This window comes from Mucilaginibacter gossypii, from assembly GCF_900100945.1.
Taxonomy (GTDB): domain Bacteria; phylum Bacteroidota; class Bacteroidia; order Sphingobacteriales; family Sphingobacteriaceae; genus Mucilaginibacter; species Mucilaginibacter gossypii.
The window spans coordinates 437,118-452,012 of sequence record NZ_FNCG01000004.1 but is presented as its reverse complement, the minus strand read 5'-3'; the positions used below and the strand labels follow the sequence as shown (position 1 = coordinate 452,012).

14 protein-coding genes and 1 pseudogene are annotated in these 14,895 nt (G+C 38.9%); 3 read left to right on the top strand and 12 right to left on the bottom strand.

The annotated features are described in order from the left end of the window. The first annotated feature begins 22 nt into the window (after positions 1 to 22). The gene (cysD, locus tag BLS28_RS10985; protein ID WP_090528572.1) at positions 23 to 928 is read left to right on the top strand and encodes a sulfate adenylyltransferase subunit CysD; all 906 of its coding nucleotides are present in this window, start codon (positions 23 to 25) and stop codon (positions 926 to 928) included. Positions 929 to 979: 51 nt separating this feature from the next. Then, positions 980 to 2,227: pseudogene (gene cysN, locus BLS28_RS10980) on the top strand (sulfate adenylyltransferase subunit CysN); the annotation flags it as partial. 75 nt (positions 2,228 to 2,302) lie between these two features. Here cysN and rfbD read toward each other — a convergent pair. The 4 genes from rfbD to gmd all read right to left on the bottom strand — a co-directional run bounded on the left by rfbD (position 2,303) and on the right by gmd (position 6,110). Continuing rightward, positions 2,303 to 3,166 (bottom strand): dTDP-4-dehydrorhamnose reductase, encoded by an 864-nt coding sequence (gene rfbD, locus BLS28_RS10975; RefSeq protein ID WP_091166661.1) that lies wholly within the window; start codon positions 3,164 to 3,166, stop codon positions 2,303 to 2,305. 40 nt (positions 3,167 to 3,206) lie between these two features. Then, a complete protein-coding gene (rfbC, locus tag BLS28_RS10970; protein WP_091166659.1) occupies positions 3,207 to 3,761 on the bottom strand; it encodes a dTDP-4-dehydrorhamnose 3,5-epimerase in 555 nt (184 codons plus the stop codon). 279 nt (positions 3,762 to 4,040) lie between these two features. Next, positions 4,041 to 4,985, bottom strand: coding sequence for a GDP-L-fucose synthase (gene fcl, locus BLS28_RS10960; RefSeq protein WP_091166653.1), 945 nt, complete (start codon positions 4,983 to 4,985; stop codon positions 4,041 to 4,043). A 6-nt stretch (positions 4,986 to 4,991) separates the two neighbouring features. Beyond that, positions 4,992 to 6,110, bottom strand: coding sequence for a GDP-mannose 4,6-dehydratase (gene gmd / locus BLS28_RS10955; RefSeq protein ID WP_091166650.1), 1,119 nt, complete (start codon positions 6,108 to 6,110; stop codon positions 4,992 to 4,994). A gap of 335 nt (positions 6,111 to 6,445) precedes the next feature. Between gmd and BLS28_RS10950 the strand changes: the two genes are divergently transcribed. Then, the gene (locus tag BLS28_RS10950; RefSeq protein ID WP_091166648.1) at positions 6,446 to 7,549 is read left to right on the top strand and encodes an endo-1,4-beta-xylanase; all 1,104 of its coding nucleotides are present in this window, start codon (positions 6,446 to 6,448) and stop codon (positions 7,547 to 7,549) included. Positions 7,550 to 7,909: 360 nt separating this feature from the next. Here the strand turns inward: BLS28_RS10950 and BLS28_RS10945 are convergent, their stop codons facing one another. The 8 genes from BLS28_RS10945 to BLS28_RS10910 all read right to left on the bottom strand — a co-directional run bounded on the left by BLS28_RS10945 (position 7,910) and on the right by BLS28_RS10910 (position 14,890). Next, complete coding sequence (locus tag BLS28_RS10945; protein WP_091166646.1) at positions 7,910 to 8,860, bottom strand: hypothetical protein; 951 nt, start codon at positions 8,858 to 8,860, stop codon at positions 7,910 to 7,912. A gap of 29 nt (positions 8,861 to 8,889) precedes the next feature. Then, positions 8,890 to 9,906 carry an MBOAT family O-acyltransferase gene (locus tag BLS28_RS10940; protein WP_256337396.1) on the bottom strand — a complete coding sequence of 339 codons (1,017 nt, stop codon included), beginning with the start codon at positions 9,904 to 9,906 and terminating at the stop codon, positions 8,890 to 8,892. A 394-nt stretch (positions 9,907 to 10,300) separates the two neighbouring features. Continuing rightward, positions 10,301 to 11,401 (bottom strand): glycosyltransferase family 4 protein, encoded by a 1,101-nt coding sequence (locus BLS28_RS10935; protein ID WP_091166642.1) that lies wholly within the window; start codon positions 11,399 to 11,401, stop codon positions 10,301 to 10,303. Positions 11,402 to 11,416: 15 nt separating this feature from the next. Then, complete coding sequence (locus tag BLS28_RS10930) at positions 11,417 to 12,256, bottom strand: 6-hydroxymethylpterin diphosphokinase MptE-like protein (RefSeq protein WP_091166640.1); 840 nt, start codon at positions 12,254 to 12,256, stop codon at positions 11,417 to 11,419. Between the two features lie 77 nt (positions 12,257 to 12,333). Further along, a complete protein-coding gene (locus BLS28_RS10925) occupies positions 12,334 to 12,999 on the bottom strand; it encodes a cyclase family protein (RefSeq protein WP_091166638.1) in 666 nt (221 codons plus the stop codon). Positions 13,000 to 13,025: 26 nt separating this feature from the next. Beyond that, positions 13,026 to 13,475, bottom strand: a complete 450-nt coding sequence (locus BLS28_RS10920) for a NanQ anomerase/TabA/YiaL family protein (RefSeq protein ID WP_091166636.1) — start codon at positions 13,473 to 13,475, stop codon at positions 13,026 to 13,028. A 28-nt stretch (positions 13,476 to 13,503) separates the two neighbouring features. Beyond that, positions 13,504 to 14,256: an inositol monophosphatase family protein gene (locus tag BLS28_RS10915; RefSeq protein WP_091166634.1), complete on the bottom strand. Its 753-nt coding sequence runs from the start codon at positions 14,254 to 14,256 to the stop codon at positions 13,504 to 13,506. A gap of 31 nt (positions 14,257 to 14,287) precedes the next feature. Beyond that, complete coding sequence (locus BLS28_RS10910; RefSeq protein ID WP_091166633.1) at positions 14,288 to 14,890, bottom strand: D-sedoheptulose-7-phosphate isomerase; 603 nt, start codon at positions 14,888 to 14,890, stop codon at positions 14,288 to 14,290. Positions 14,891 to 14,895: the final 5 nt, after the last annotated feature.

Sequence of the window (14,895 nt, the reverse complement as noted above, 5' to 3'; positions counted from 1 at the left end):
TTAGCGGATTTTCATTGTTAACATGCATAAATATTATCTTACTCATCTGCAGGAATTAGAATCAGAGGCCATTTACGTTATCAGGGAAGTGGTTGCACAATTTGATCGTCCTGCCATCCTGTTTTCGGGCGGGAAAGACTCTATTGTTGTAACACACCTGGCAAAAAAGGCATTCTGGCCCGCTAAAATCCCAATGCCCCTAATCCATATTGATACCGGTCATAACTTTCCTGAAACTATGGAGTTTAGGGATAAGCTGGTTGAAAACCTTGGCGTGCAACTTATTGTAGGCTCGGTTCAGGAATCAATTAACAAAGGTCGTGCGGTTGAGGAAAGCGGTATTAACGCCAGCCGAAACGAGTTGCAGATAGTAACCCTGCTTGATACCATCGAAAGCAATAAGATTGATGCTGCTATCGGCGGTGCGCGCCGTGATGAAGAAAAGGCCCGTGCTAAAGAACGTTTCTTCAGTCACCGCGATGAGTTTGGCCAGTGGGATCCTAAAAACCAACGCCCCGAGCTCTGGAATATCTTTAACGGCCGCAAGCGCATGGGCGAACACTTCCGTGTGTTCCCGATCAGTAACTGGACCGAAATGGATATCTGGAACTACATTCTGCAGGAAAACATAGCTATACCTTCATTATACTTTGCACACCAACGTAATGCAGTTTACCGCGATAATACCTGGCTGCCTGCTTCGGAGTTCTTACAGCTTAGGGAGGGTGAAACTATCGAAAATAAGCTCATGCGTTTCCGTACCCTGGGCGATATCACCATCACCGGCGGTATCGAATCAGACGCTGATACCCTGGAGAAGATAGTTGCTGAAGTATCAGCAACCCGCAGCACCGAACGGGGCAACCGAAGCGACGATAAACGCTCGGATACTTCAATGGAAGACAGGAAAAAGCAAGGTTATTTTTAAATTTGATTCAATGAGCCTTCAGGCAGCCAAGCCCGGAGCAAAAAACATACCACCACAATGGAATTATTACGTTTTACTACAGCAGGTAGTGTTGACGATGGTAAAAGTACCCTTATAGGACGCTTACTATACGATTCGAAATCCATCTTTGAAGACCAGATGGAGGCTGTAAAACAATCGAGCGAACGAAAAGGGCTTCAGCATGTTGATCTTTCATTATTAACTGATGGTTTACGTTCGGAGCGCGAGCAGGGCATTACCATTGACGTGGCCTACCGCTATTTTGCCACACCCAAACGTAAATTTATTATTGCCGATACCCCTGGCCATATCCAGTATACCCGCAACATGGTTACCGGCGCTTCAACAGCAAACCTTGCCCTGGTACTTATTGATGCCCGCAAAGGTGTGGTTGAGCAAACCTGCCGCCACTCATTTATTGCATCACTATTAAAAATACCACATATTATTGTTTGTGTGAACAAAATGGATTTGGTTGATTATAGCGAAGAGGCTTTTAACAAAGTAGTTGAACAATATGAAGCTTTTGCAGCAAAAATTGATGTCACTGATATCCGTTTTGTGCCTATCAGCGCTTTAGCCGGTGACAATGTGGTTAACGATTCGGAAAACATGCCGTGGTACAAAGGCGAAAGCCTGTTACATACACTGGAGACTATCCATATTGCCAGTGATGAAAACCACTCTGATGCCCGCTTCCCGGTGCAAACAGTGATCCGTCCTCATGCGGATGAATATCATGATTACCGCGGTTATGCCGGCCGGATAGCAGGCGGCATTTTCAGGCCTGGCGATAAGATCACCGTATTGCCGTCAGGATTAACATCAGCCATAAAATCTATCGATACTTATTCGGGTCCGGTTGAGGAAGCTTTTGCACCAATGTCGGTGTCCATTACTTTGGAGGATGATATTGATGTAAGCCGCGGCGATATGATTGTTAAAGACGACAGCGAACCGCAGGTGAGCCAGGACCTTGACGCGATGATTTGCTGGATGGCAACCCGCAGCCCGCGCCCAGGTGCTAAATATCATCTCAAAACCACCACCCGCGAGGTAATGTCGATCATTAAGGAAGTTTATTATAAACTTGATATCAATACACTTGAAAAGCAGGAAGAAAATACCGATATTAAGATGAACGAAATGGTGAAGATCCGTTTACGCACTACTCAACCCGTAGTGTTTGACGAGTATCGCAAAAACCGTATTACCGGCTCATTGATCCTGGTTGATGAATCAACTAATGAAACGGTAGCAGCAGGGACATTCCTATAAGCTATTTGGGGAAAAACTAAAAATGCCAGGTTTGTAAGAAAAGCCTGGCATTTTATTTTTTTTAAAACTCATTGTTTATTGTGCGGCAGCCAATTTTTTAATACAAGCTTTTAGGCTGTCGCGCCAGTAAGGGATCTTTATATTAAACGTAGCTTTGATCTTAGCCTTATCCAGTACCGAATATGCCGGTCGTTGCGCATTCGTTGGATATTCTGATGTGCGTATTGGGAGTACTTTAACATCAGTACCTGAAATATCAAAGATACCTTTGGCAAAGTCATACCATGAGGTTACCCCTTCATTGCTGTAATGATAAATACCATATGCTTTTTTACCAGCTGTTATGATAGTTAAAATTGCTTCTGCCAGGTCAATAGCATATGTGGGTGTGCCCACCTGGTCTGCAATCACCTTAAGCTCATCACGGTCGGCCCCAAGCCTTAGCATGGTTTTTACAAAATTGTTGCCATACTCGGAGTATAGCCAGCTTGTACGAATTGTATAGTGTTCATCAAGAATTTCCGCAATTGCCTGTTCTCCCTCCAGTTTGGTAAGGCCATATACACTGATAGGCTCAGCAATGGCCTCCTCTGTGAGTGGCAATGCCACATCGCCCTTAAAAATGAAATCAGTTGAGATCTGAACAAGGGTAGCACCATATGCTTTACAATGCCTGGCAAGATTTGCGGCCCCTGTTTTATTGATCGCCCGGGCCAGGTCAACTTCGTCTTCCGCTTTATCAACAGCGGTATAAGCAGCGCAATTGATAGCAAACGCCGGTCTATATTTTTCAAAAACAATATCCAGCAAATCTTCCCGCAGAATGTCCGCCTCTTCTTCAGGCAGGAAATGGATATAATCTATTTTCCTGTCGCCTGCTACTTTCTTTAAGCAGTTACCCAATTGTCCTGATGCTCCAAATACGATGATATTTTGCATTTTTTAGAAGTGTTATTTTTTGATTAAACCAGGATAAAAATTAGAACCCAAAATCAGGAGCATCCTTTAAAAAGGGCAGTTCAAGGTCTTTATCCGATACCAGCACATTGCTCCCGCTGAGCTGCCAATCAATATTTAAATCAGGATCGGCATAATGTAGACCACTTTCTGACTCTTTGTTATAGTAGTTATCACATTTATACTGGAATACGGCTTCATCGCTCAATACAATAAAGCCATGGGCAAATCCACGGGGAATAAAAAATTGCTCGTTATTCTGTTCGGTTAAATGCACTCCATAATATTGCCCATAAGTTGCCGACCCTTTGCGCAGGTCGACAGCTACGTCCAATACTTCGCCTTTGGTTACCCTAACCAACTTAGCTTGCGAAAACCGACCTTTTTGTAAATGCAGGCCACGTAATACACCTTTAGTTGAATAAGATTGATTATCCTGTACAAAGTTGACATTGAAGCCTGTAGCATCAGCAAACCGTTGTTGATTAAACGATTCAAAAAAATAACCGCGGTCATCACTAAAAATACGTGGTTTTATTAATAAACATCCCTTAAGCGGGGTTGGTATTATAGTCATATAATATATTAAGATAACTAAAACCGGATTGCGTACCGTTTTCTATTAACGAAGATAATGCAAAATACGTTACAGAACCCAACGGCATATTTAAAAATGAGTAATACACCTTATTAACGGACGGACCGTAATTCAAACAGTTGGCTGCTATATTATTAATGCATTGAACACCTAAGGAAGAGCTGCCAACAGCGAGCCTAATAAATGATTTATTAGGGGTTTTAAACATCAGAAGCCGGTTTTCGCCGGCTTCTGATGTTTAAGTATGACATGAATTACTTATCGTTGAACAATCAATTCACCCTTGCTTAAAAAGTCGGCGTATGCTAATGCAATACCATCTTCAAGCTTGGTGTGATATTTCCATCCTGCATTTGCCAGTTTAGTAACATCCATTAGCTTTCTGGGTGTACCATCTGGTTTAGAAGTATCAAAATTAATTTCGCCCTTATAACCAGTTACTTTTTTTACAAGCTCTGCAAGCTCTTTTATAGTTACATCGTCGCCAGTTCCTATATTAACCAGCCCCGGCTCATTATAGTTCTGCATCAAATAATAGCATGCTTCGGCAAGATCATCAGCAAATAAAAATTCACGCTTTGGTGTGCCGGTACCCCATATAGTTACCGCCGGCGCCTGCTGCTCCTTAGCTTCGTGAAAACGACGGATCAAAGCAGGCAAAACATGAGAGTTTTGAGGATGATAATTATCATTATAACCGTACAAGTTAGTAGGCATAGCTGATATATAGTTACAACCATATTGAGCACGATAAGCATCGCACATTTTTATGCCTGCAATTTTGGCTATCGCGTATGGTTCATTGGTTTCCTCAAGCGGACCAGTCAACAAGTAATACTCTTTTAAAGGCTGAGGCGCTAATTTTGGATAAATACAGCTTGAACCCAAAAACATCAGCTTCTTTACCCCATTTAAATATGAGTTATGAATGATATTATTCTGAATTTGCAGATTATCATATAAAAATTCAGCTCTGTAAGTATTATTGGCAACAATACCACCAACTTTTGCAGCTGCAAGAAAAACATAATCGGGCTTTTCCTGCCTAAAGAATTCGGATACAGCAACCTGATCACGAAGGTCGAGTTCTGACGATGAACGCGTTGCAAAATTCGTAAAACCTTCACGTTGTAGTTTACGGAAAATTGCGGAACCAACCATGCCACGATGACCAGCTATATATATCTTTGCGTCCTTTTCCATCATAGTTTATTCAAATTGGTTTTTGATGGCATAGCCAGAATCCTTCAATAACCTTTCCCTTCTGAACAGGTCAACGTCGGCTGCAACCATTTCGCTAACAAGCTCTTTCAAGTCGTATTTAGGTTGCCAGCCCAACAATTTCTTTGATTTTGCAGGGTCACCAATCAGTAGATCTACTTCGGTTGGACGGAAATACTTAGCATCAACAGCAACTACTTCCTTACCTATTTCAACGTGAAAATCAGGATTGTTACAGCTAACAACATATCCAACTTCATTAATGCCCTCGCCTTTAAATTCAACTGTGATGCCAACTTCGGCAAAAGCAAGTCTTACAAACTCGCGAACACGGGTAGTTACACCGGTAGCAATCACATAATCAGTAGGTTTATCCTGTTGTAATATCAGGTACATAGCCTCCACATAATCCTTAGCATGTCCCCAGTCCCTTTGAGCATCCAGATTGCCCAGAAATAATTTATCCTGTAACCCCATAGCAATTTTTGCAGTTGCGCGGGTAATTTTACGAGTTACAAAGGTTTCGCCACGCAAGGGACTTTCGTGGTTAAACAATATACCGTTACAAGCGTAAATGCCATAAGCCTCACGATAATTTACTGTTATCCAATAAGCATACATTTTTGCCACTGCGTATGGTGAACGCGGATAAAATGGTGTGGTTTCAGATTGAGGAACAGCCTGCACTAAACCATACAGTTCAGAAGTAGATGCTTGATATATTTTTGTCTTTTTTTCAAGGCCTAAGATACGAATAGCTTCAAGTAACCTTAAAGTTCCAATGCCATCGGCATTAGCTGTATACTCAGGAGTATCAAAACTAACTTTCACGTGCGACATAGCACCTAAGTTGTATATCTCATCTGGCTGAACTTGCTGGATTATACGAATAAGATTAGTGCTATCACTCAAATCACCGTAATGAAGTGTTAACCTTATTTCGCTATCGTGCGGATCTTGATAAAGATGGTCAATCCTATCTGTATTAAACAATGAACTACGGCGTTTTATACCATGGACATCATATCCTTTTGAAATTAACAACTCGGTAAGATATGCACCATCCTGGCCGGTGATACCCGTAATTAATGCCTTTCTTTTTTCCATAGAATAGAGCGATAGTTATCTTTCAATATTTGTCTTTAAAAATACAAACATTGGTTCATATAATATTGTAATGTGGGCGAATATAAAGGTATCCAGAACTGAACTGTCAAGATTCGATAATTTTTTTTCATTAAAAACTCATACTTATTATCTACTTTAAAAACATTAAATAGCGTTAACGTTAAAAACACATTGTAATAAAACACTCGTTTATATGAGCTTTTAAAATAAAAAATAAAAAAAACTGTTACTACCCTTATAAATAAAAGGAGCGGTATTTTTGCAGGTATTGCAATGACCGCTTTAATTAAATAAAATTTAATACATTTAAAATTATGAAATATATTGCCCTTGTTTGCACTGCGTTTTGCTTTGTATCCTTCCCTTCTTCCGTTACCAATCACAAACAGTTTAAATATACTTTGAACACGAAAACTCAAAACGATACTTTAAAAAAAGCCACGAGTTTCCCCATTGGAGTTGGAATAGGCACCCGCCAGTTAAATGACCCTAAAATAAGGGAAATAGTAGTGCGTGAATTTAATAGTATGAGTACTGCCAGTTCATTATTCTGGAACCAACTCAGGCCAACACCCAATACTTTTTTATTTTCGCCGGCAGATGACCTTGTAAATTTTGGAGTGAAAAATAACCTGGATGTACATGGCCATTGCCTCATTTACTTTCAGGGGCTTCCTGATTGGGTACAAAATTTCCAGGGCGATTCTGTAGCGTGGGAAAATTTATTTAAAACACATATTCAAACCATAGTAAGGCATTTCAAAGGTAGGGTTAAATCATGGGATGTTGTGAATGAAGCTTTTGATAATGATGGTACACCAAGGATGGCTACCTACGATAAAAAGTATGTAAACGTTTGGGCGCTGCATTTAGGTAAAGACTATATAGCCAGGGCATTTATATACGCCCACGAAGCCGATCCTCAAGCCGTTCTGTTTTACAACGATAACAGCCAAGAGAAATCACCCAGGCGATTACAAGCGATGTTAAACATGGTACGTGATTTTAAAGCACGTAATATTCCTATTGGCGGACTGGGATTACAATTGCACGTTGATATAGGCACCTCACAAGAAGGTATAAAAAACGCACTCGTCCAATCTGCCAAAACCGGCTTGCAAATTCATATTTCTGAATTAGATATCCGCCTTAACCCCGGAGGCAATTTATTTGACACCGCCGATTCCTCACAAAATGCAAACAAACAAGCTAACCTATACTATTACATAGCTCATCAATATAAAACCCTTGTACCTAAACGTCAGCAGTTTGGAATTACATTCTGGTGTGTGACCGACAAAGATACTTACATCAATGCAGGTGGGGGCCCTAAAAAGAAAGATAATCCATTGTTATTTGATGAGCAGTATCGTAAAAAGCCAAGTTATAAAGCGTTTATCTCTGGCTTAGAGCAATAAAACACGATAAAATAGATAACAAGTGTTTTTATACAAACGGGAACACTTGTTATTTATTTATATAATAGGTCAATCTGTGTGTTCTCGTCGCTTTTAATAATCGTCCGCTTCGCCTAACCTACCTGCCTACCTTGTTTTTAAGGGCATCCATTATTATTACCTCCCCTTCGCATTTAATTTTACGGCTAGCATTCATCGATTGAAAGAAAATAATTGACTAAAAGACAGACAAGACTGATATATTCAGACTACTATTTGGAAAAGGGAGGCAGCATAGCATGGTGCGTGCACGTATAAATAATTAGTCCCTATTACTAGGTCAGCAATAAGGACTAAACTGTTATTATATTCGCCTTTTAATCAATTCTGTGCTGTGTCCTTACTCGTTAAAAGATTGCTGTCACTTATCCTTTTAATGATCATCGTTGTAAAAAGATCTGCTCCGCCTTTATTTAAATGGGTTTGATCTAGAAACAGGTCGCATTTAGTTTTAAAGTTAGTATCATTAGCATAATCCCAATATTCTACACCATTATTTTTTAATAAAACCCTTAGTTTATCCTGATATATGTTATCGCCCATGCCATTGAGGAGAGGCGTAGTTGTTACTACAAGCGGAATGTGAGCTTGCTTAATATCTGCGATTAAAGAACTGAGTAAGTTTATTACCCTGTCATCAAATTTTGTTTTAGGAGGTTTTGTACTCTCATCAGGAGTTTTTTGACAAAAATTCCCGTATTGAGGATCAAAACCCAAGCTTTTGTAACTTTTATTATCCGACTTTCCTGACATGTTAAATAACATGTATCCTAAAGTTGAATTATATCTGTAAAGCGATGACCAGGCTTCATATTTCTCAACTTTACCAATCAAAGCTATACTTGTATCGATATACTTGTTTTTATGGAAATAAGGCAAAAAGATAGAAAGCCTTTGATAATTTGCCGGGTTTTTGCTTAATTCAGAACAATCAAGATTAAGTATAATGAGCTTAGGCGTATGATGACTTAATACTGACTTTATCACCGGGTAATAATATGACATACTTTGCCCTTGCACACCGAAATTAAAAGCCGACACTTTCATTTTTTCAACCATCAAGGGCGTATTAAAATGCTGCGCGGCATGAGAATTCCCAAAAATCAGGATATCCTCATTAGTTTTGTTTAATGCGTATGTAGTAATAAAGTACTTCCCACTCTTTTGTTTATTAAACACATAGTTAATAACAGCACCTATGGCGATATCACTGACTATCACTACTAACAGTAAAATAACCAGGCGTTTTAAAAAAATTATAAATTCCTTCATAAATCAGAATATGCTTGATAAAGTATCAGTTAGAATTGGAAATAAATAAACTGCCCGCCATCGAGCACGCCAAAAAGCAAAATAGCAATTACTGCTGTTGCGTATACAGCATACCGCACCATTACATTTTTATTACCAAATAGCTCAAATCTTTTCGGAAAATATTCCCTGATAAACTCAATAAATAAAAGGAAGAAAATGGCAAATACAGAATAAAGGAAATGATCCTTAGGATTACCAAGATACAGTGGCCCTTTAAATTGAAGTATCTTTCCTACTATTGTGATAGCCTGGTTAGCGGTTGTTGCCCTGAAAAATACCCAGGTTAAACAAATCAAAGAGAACGTAATAATTGTCCTTAAAAGCTTCTTCCACCATATTGTAGTTGTAAAAGGTACTTTTAAAGCCGATTCAATAATAAGCAAACAGCCGTTAAGTGCACCCCAGATCACGAAAGTCCAATTTGCACCATGCCATAATCCGCTTATCAGAAAAACCACCAGCAGATTGAAATATCTTCTGTATACATTTGCTACTCTGCTACCACCTAAGGGGAAATAAAGATAATCTTTAAACCACGTAGATAAGGAAATATGCCATCTGCGCCAAAATTCGCTTATTGACAGCGAAAAATATGGCCGGTTAAAATTCTTCATCAGGTCAAAGCCCATTACTTTTGCAGCTCCAATTGCAATATCCGAATACCCGGAGAAGTCACAATATATTTGCACTGCAAAAAAAATGGTTGCCACCAAAAGTGATTTTCCAGATTGCGTGGCCGAACTGCTATAAATAGTATCGACATATATCGAAAGTCGATCTGCGACCACCAGTTTTTTCAGAAAACCAACCATCATTTGTTTTAACCCGGCTGCAACACGTTCGGCATTGAAATCGTGCTTTTCATAAAACTGATGCAGCAAATTTTGAGGCCTCTCAATAGGACCAGCCACCAGCTGGGGATAAAACATTACGTATAACGCGTATATTCCAAAATTACGTTCGGCTGGTTGGTTACCACGATATACTTCAATAGTATAACTCATAGCCTGAAACGTATGAAAAGATAATCCTATCGGTAATAATATCGTTAAAAACGGGATGGGGTTTTTATGCCCGGAATACGCTAAAAGTGCACTTAAGTTTCCGTTCAAAAAATTGTAGTACTTGAACACACAAAGTACGCCAATGTTCGCAATCAAGCTTATTGTAAGGAAAAACTTGCGCCTTACCCCTTTTGCATTTTCGATATAAATTCCGGCAAAATAATCAACTATAATGGTTCCACCCAGTATTATAATATAAATAGGAACAAAAGCCATATAAAAGTAACAGCTTGCTATTAAAAGTAGCAGCCACCTGTATTTTTGACTTAATACGAAATATAACGTTGTAACAACTATAAAAAATACTACAAAAGATATTGAATTAAATAGCATATTATCGACCTATTAATTGTTTATAAACGTCATACGTCTGATTTGAAATTACCTCCCAGTTGTAACTTTGCAAATTATACCTAACCTCATTTACTGGTTGACATAGCTTCTTTTCTAACTGTCCTGACAAACTATTGATATTACCAACCTCAAAATAAAATGAGCCGGTTAAATTGACTTCTTTATTGGCGGGGATATCGCTTGCCAATATGTCAAGGCTGTAACTCATGGCCTCAAGCAATACGATTGGCAATCCTTCATAAAAGGAAGGCAAAACAAACAACCGGGCATTTGTAAACAGTTGATGTAGTTTATCGTTCTTAATAAATCCCGGAAGGATTATTCCCTCTTTTTGTGCCAGCAAACGCAACTCCGTTGAATATTCTGTTTCGTGATCTGCTTCACCGGCAATAACAAGTTTGTACTCATTAGCTATGGGCGATTGCTTATAGGCCCTAATTAAATAATCAAAGCCTTTTTCAGGAACAAACCTGCCAAGGGTAAAAACATATTTATGGGGCTGTACAACAAGCTGGTTAAGATAGTCTGTCTGGTAATTCTTTTTTGCAACCGGAACACCGTTATGTATTAAATCGTAATCATGCCTTCCGTATTTATTCTTGATGCTTTCTCCAATTACCTTGGAGATCACTATTACCTTATTAGCAAATTTTACTCCAGCCCATTCGCCTAATTTTAAAAACCTCTTAGCTGCTTTTCCCCATTTTTGTCGCTCATAGTCTGGTCCATGATGGGTTACTACAACCTTTAAACCTAACAACCTGGCAAAGGGGGTAAACAAAGCCGGTCCAATAGCATGAATGTGAAGTATATCCGGACGCTTAACTCCAGCATATATAATTGCTAAAAATGTATGTACAATCGCTTCTAAAAACCTGTTTTTCGGAGAGTAGATAGTTTTTAAATGAACTCCCTTATAATTTTCAAGGCCCTTAGTTTCATTTGCGTAAGCACTTCTTCTTACAACGGTAACATTGACATTATCTTTCTTAACAAGATCTGAATATAACTCCTCGCAATGGGTTTCTACCCCCCCCTGAATGTTGGGTATTCCCCTTGTACCGATAACAAAAATATTCATTATATAATAATGGAACTAACTATGTATATTCTCTGTGAACAGTTCTTTAAAGTCAACTTTTTCAAAAACATCAAGCTTGCCGTCAACACTTGCATCTTGTATTTTTCTGCCGCTTTGCTCAAACACTTTACGCGCAAGCTTATATGCTAACTCTTCCGAATGGTAATCAGGGGCATCCCATATTTGTCCGGGGCGATAGTATTTTGGCGAAAAGTGATTAAGATCATGCCCATCACTTACAATTGCATTTGTGGGTTTTACAGTGGTATTGTAAGAATGATCTTTCCCTACCAGGTAAACTTCGCTAAAACCCATATAATAAGCCAACTGCATGCATATATATGTTACGGTTTTGCCATTGCCCACCAAATCATCAATCGGATCTATTGAAAAAGAAGGTGAAAATTTTCCTTTTAAAAACACCTGATTATCTTTTCTGCTGAATTTCTTATTCAAATCCCAGTTAAAAAAGCAGGGTAATTTTAAAGCATCAAACTCTTCGGTAAACTGAAGAAGCTGAGTAGCTTTATCATAACAAAATAAATAAGTAGGTGAAAAGCCATTTTGCTCTTCCATCAAATAGATCCTATTCATACCAATAGTGTATTCATTTTTCAGCAGATCGATATTTATTTTATTTAAGCCGGGGCCATTACAAACAATAAAACACCTTTTGCCGGCATGAATATTTTCATATTGTTTAATCTTTTCCTTGTTCCGTTTAGAAAATCCAAATGGGAAATACCACGTAGCCAAATGCCATATATTGCCAACCCTTCTTAACAGCGCCCTTGATACCCTTCCAAAGGTAAGATCACTTAGCTTGAATGATAGTAAACGTTTTATGCCTTCCATAGTCTTGTTTATTTATTAATTATAATTAATCGTTTTGTGTTAACAGCCCTCTGTTATAATGCTGCGTGTATTTATATTCAGGCAAATTCGGCAAATACAGTTACGGCTCCGCCGTTACCGTCTTCAACAAACAAAGGAGCAACTATCACCCAGTTCAACTTACGGTTAACCGCAGCCAAGGCCATATCTTCAATAACCAATATACTTACCTTATCATCACCCGGACATAAAAACTGCTTGTGGCTTTCCCTCCCCTGTGGTCTGAACTGCCATGAGGTAAGTGATATAAAATCAAACCCAACGCATCTTAATTTCGGAAATTTCAGCCTCAGATAATCCGCCAGTTCGGGAGCCAAACCCGGGTTGTCGTTCCAATATTTGTCAGTATCTCTGTATCCTTCAAAACCTGTGCGTATAAGTAGCAATTCTACTTCGGGGTCGATATCACTAGATGTTTCTATATCAGGAATACTGATAAGTTTTGCCTGCCCGCAAGGTATGTCTATCAGGCTTACTTTTTTGTAATAGAAATCTTCTACCGGCAGCTCGTAGGTTTTTTTTCCTGTTTGGCAAAAATGAAAAGCGCTATCTATGTGCGTACCGATATGATTATTTGAAAATATCCAGCACGATGTATTTGCCGTTTCGCCTTTTAGGATAGATGAATTATCCCTGATAAATATTTTATCCTTGTTACCGTATGCAGGTGTATTTTGCGAAATTGTATAAGATAAGCGAATCATATTTGCTTTTTGTTGTAAATCAGAACTCAACACTTAATTTTTATAACAATTTTTTTGATGTACTCTGGTACTTTAAAGCAATGCATAGGCGCATGGGCATCTATCGGGAAAAATATACCAAATATACCTTCACCTATTACAACTTCAGACTCTGGAACCGATGCGCGGAAAAAAGTAACATCCTTAGCTTCATCATATTGCGTATAAGCTTCGAGCTTATCTAAAGTAACATACTTCACGAGTTCTTTTCCAATAAAAGGGAACTGGATATCAATTACATGCTGATGAGCTTCATAGCCAAACCCATTGTCAACCTTAGTTTCATATTCCATTACAATGGCCTTTACATTTGCCGATATTGGATATTCTCCTAACGCGATATCGGCAGGAGCCTCTTTTATAAACAAAAGACCATCATAAATATCCTTATTGAAAGATTTATAAAAGTCGATGTTATCAATTGAATCTACTATCATATTTTTTTAAACTCGTTTATTCTGTCCGTTACTTTACCTGTCCGTTTGAGGCAAACACCTTCAAATAATTATCACCTTTGCCTGCACTAAGTTCATAGTAGCCCCCCGCTGCCTCTAATATGGCCAAACCTGCAGCTACGTCCCAAATCGCAATATTATCCTCCATGTATACTTCCATGCTGCCTTTTGCTACCATGATTAATGAAAGTGCGGCTGAGCCTAACAGCCGCACTTTTTTGTATACCTGAATATTGGAAACAAATTTCAATAAACTGTCCTGATCAAAATCCGAATAAACAGGGAAGCCGGTAGCAATGATGCTGTCCTTCCTATCGGCGATATTACTTACCTGGATTTTTTGGTTATTACAATAAGCACCGTCTCCAACTATGCCGGTATACATTTTTCCATGATTAAAATCATATATTACACCCAGCACTGGTTGACCACCATCCCACAAACCAATAGAAACGCCGTACATATCAAAATCCCGCGAAAAATTTAGACTGCCATCTAATGGATCTACTATCCAGCGGAGTGTTTGATCTGCTGATGTTTTTACTGTGCCCGACTCTTCGCTTAATATATCATACGGAGAATTCTCGGCCAGATATTTTACTATAAGGCTCTCCGACTGAACATCGGCGTCAAGTTTAATATCCTTGTTTACGCTGCTGTTTATTTTAACAGGAGCTTGTTTTGCCTGCAAAAGTAACTCGCTGGCCATTTCGGCAGCTTTAACAGCAACATCAAGGTATTTTTTTAATGGTGAAGTATACATATATGATCTTAGATAGCTGTATTAACGTTGCTTATGCGTTTAAAGCAAGAAACTCTTCGTCTACCGAAAGGTAGTTTACAATGATATGGTTAAGTATCATGTGTACATCCTCAATCGGCCCGTAATCACCTTTAGGATTTGGCGTGTACAATGAAATTTTAGAAATTTCGTTCAACTTCCCGCCTAAAAAGCCCACAAACGCAATTGAAGTACCGCCCAACTCATTTGCAAACTCGGCAGCCTTTACAAGGTTTGGTGAGTTTCCGCTTGCAGATATCGCGATCAATAAATCGCCGGAAACAAACTGGCCACGCATTTGTTCAACAAAAACATCATCAAAGTTGTTATCATTGCCAATGGCAGTTATCATTGGCGCGTTGTCTGTTAATGCGAAGATTTTTGGACGGAATTTAGAAAAATAACGTACAAAAAACCTGAAGTCAGCCTGCATGTGAGATGCGGTGGCCGCGCTTCCGCCGTTGCCAACTACATAAATAGTATTTTTGTTTTTAAACGCTTCAATCATGGCAGTAATAACCTGCTCAAGCTTTTCAACCTCTATTTTATTTAAAATATCGGTTAAACGTGACGTATAGTCAGCTAAATAATCTTTAATTTTTCCTTGTCTTTCCATGTTAG

What these genes read in the sequence shown, in the direction of transcription:
- fcl (WP_091166653.1), bottom strand. Translation starts at nt 4,985, where the DNA reads ATGGAAAAGGACGCAAAGATATATATAGCTGGTCATCGTGGCATGGTT.
- BLS28_RS10950 (WP_091166648.1), top strand. Translation starts at nt 6,446, where the DNA reads ATGAAATATATTGCCCTTGTTTGCACTGCGTTTTGCTTTGTATCCTTC.
- rfbD (WP_091166661.1), bottom strand. Translation starts at nt 3,166, where the DNA reads ATGCAAAATATCATCGTATTTGGAGCATCAGGACAATTGGGTAACTGC.
- rfbC (WP_091166659.1), bottom strand. Translation starts at nt 3,761, where the DNA reads ATGACTATAATACCAACCCCGCTTAAGGGATGTTTATTAATAAAACCA.
- BLS28_RS10935 (WP_091166642.1), bottom strand. Translation starts at nt 11,401, where the DNA reads ATGAATATTTTTGTTATCGGTACAAGGGGAATACCCAACATTCAGGGG.
- BLS28_RS10940 (WP_256337396.1), bottom strand. Translation starts at nt 9,906, where the DNA reads ATGAGTTATACTATTGAAGTATATCGTGGTAACCAACCAGCCGAACGT.
- BLS28_RS10930 (WP_091166640.1), bottom strand. Translation starts at nt 12,256, where the DNA reads ATGGAAGGCATAAAACGTTTACTATCATTCAAGCTAAGTGATCTTACC.
- BLS28_RS10910 (WP_091166633.1), bottom strand. Translation starts at nt 14,890, where the DNA reads ATGGAAAGACAAGGAAAAATTAAAGATTATTTAGCTGACTATACGTCA.
- BLS28_RS10945 (WP_091166646.1), bottom strand. Translation starts at nt 8,860, where the DNA reads ATGAAGGAATTTATAATTTTTTTAAAACGCCTGGTTATTTTACTGTTA.
- cysD (WP_090528572.1), top strand. Translation starts at nt 23, where the DNA reads ATGCATAAATATTATCTTACTCATCTGCAGGAATTAGAATCAGAGGCC.
- BLS28_RS10925 (WP_091166638.1), bottom strand. Translation starts at nt 12,999, where the DNA reads ATGATTCGCTTATCTTATACAATTTCGCAAAATACACCTGCATACGGT.
- BLS28_RS10920 (WP_091166636.1), bottom strand. Translation starts at nt 13,475, where the DNA reads ATGATAGTAGATTCAATTGATAACATCGACTTTTATAAATCTTTCAAT.
- BLS28_RS10915 (WP_091166634.1), bottom strand. Translation starts at nt 14,256, where the DNA reads ATGTATACTTCACCATTAAAAAAATACCTTGATGTTGCTGTTAAAGCT.
- gmd (WP_091166650.1), bottom strand. Translation starts at nt 6,110, where the DNA reads ATGGAAAAAAGAAAGGCATTAATTACGGGTATCACCGGCCAGGATGGT.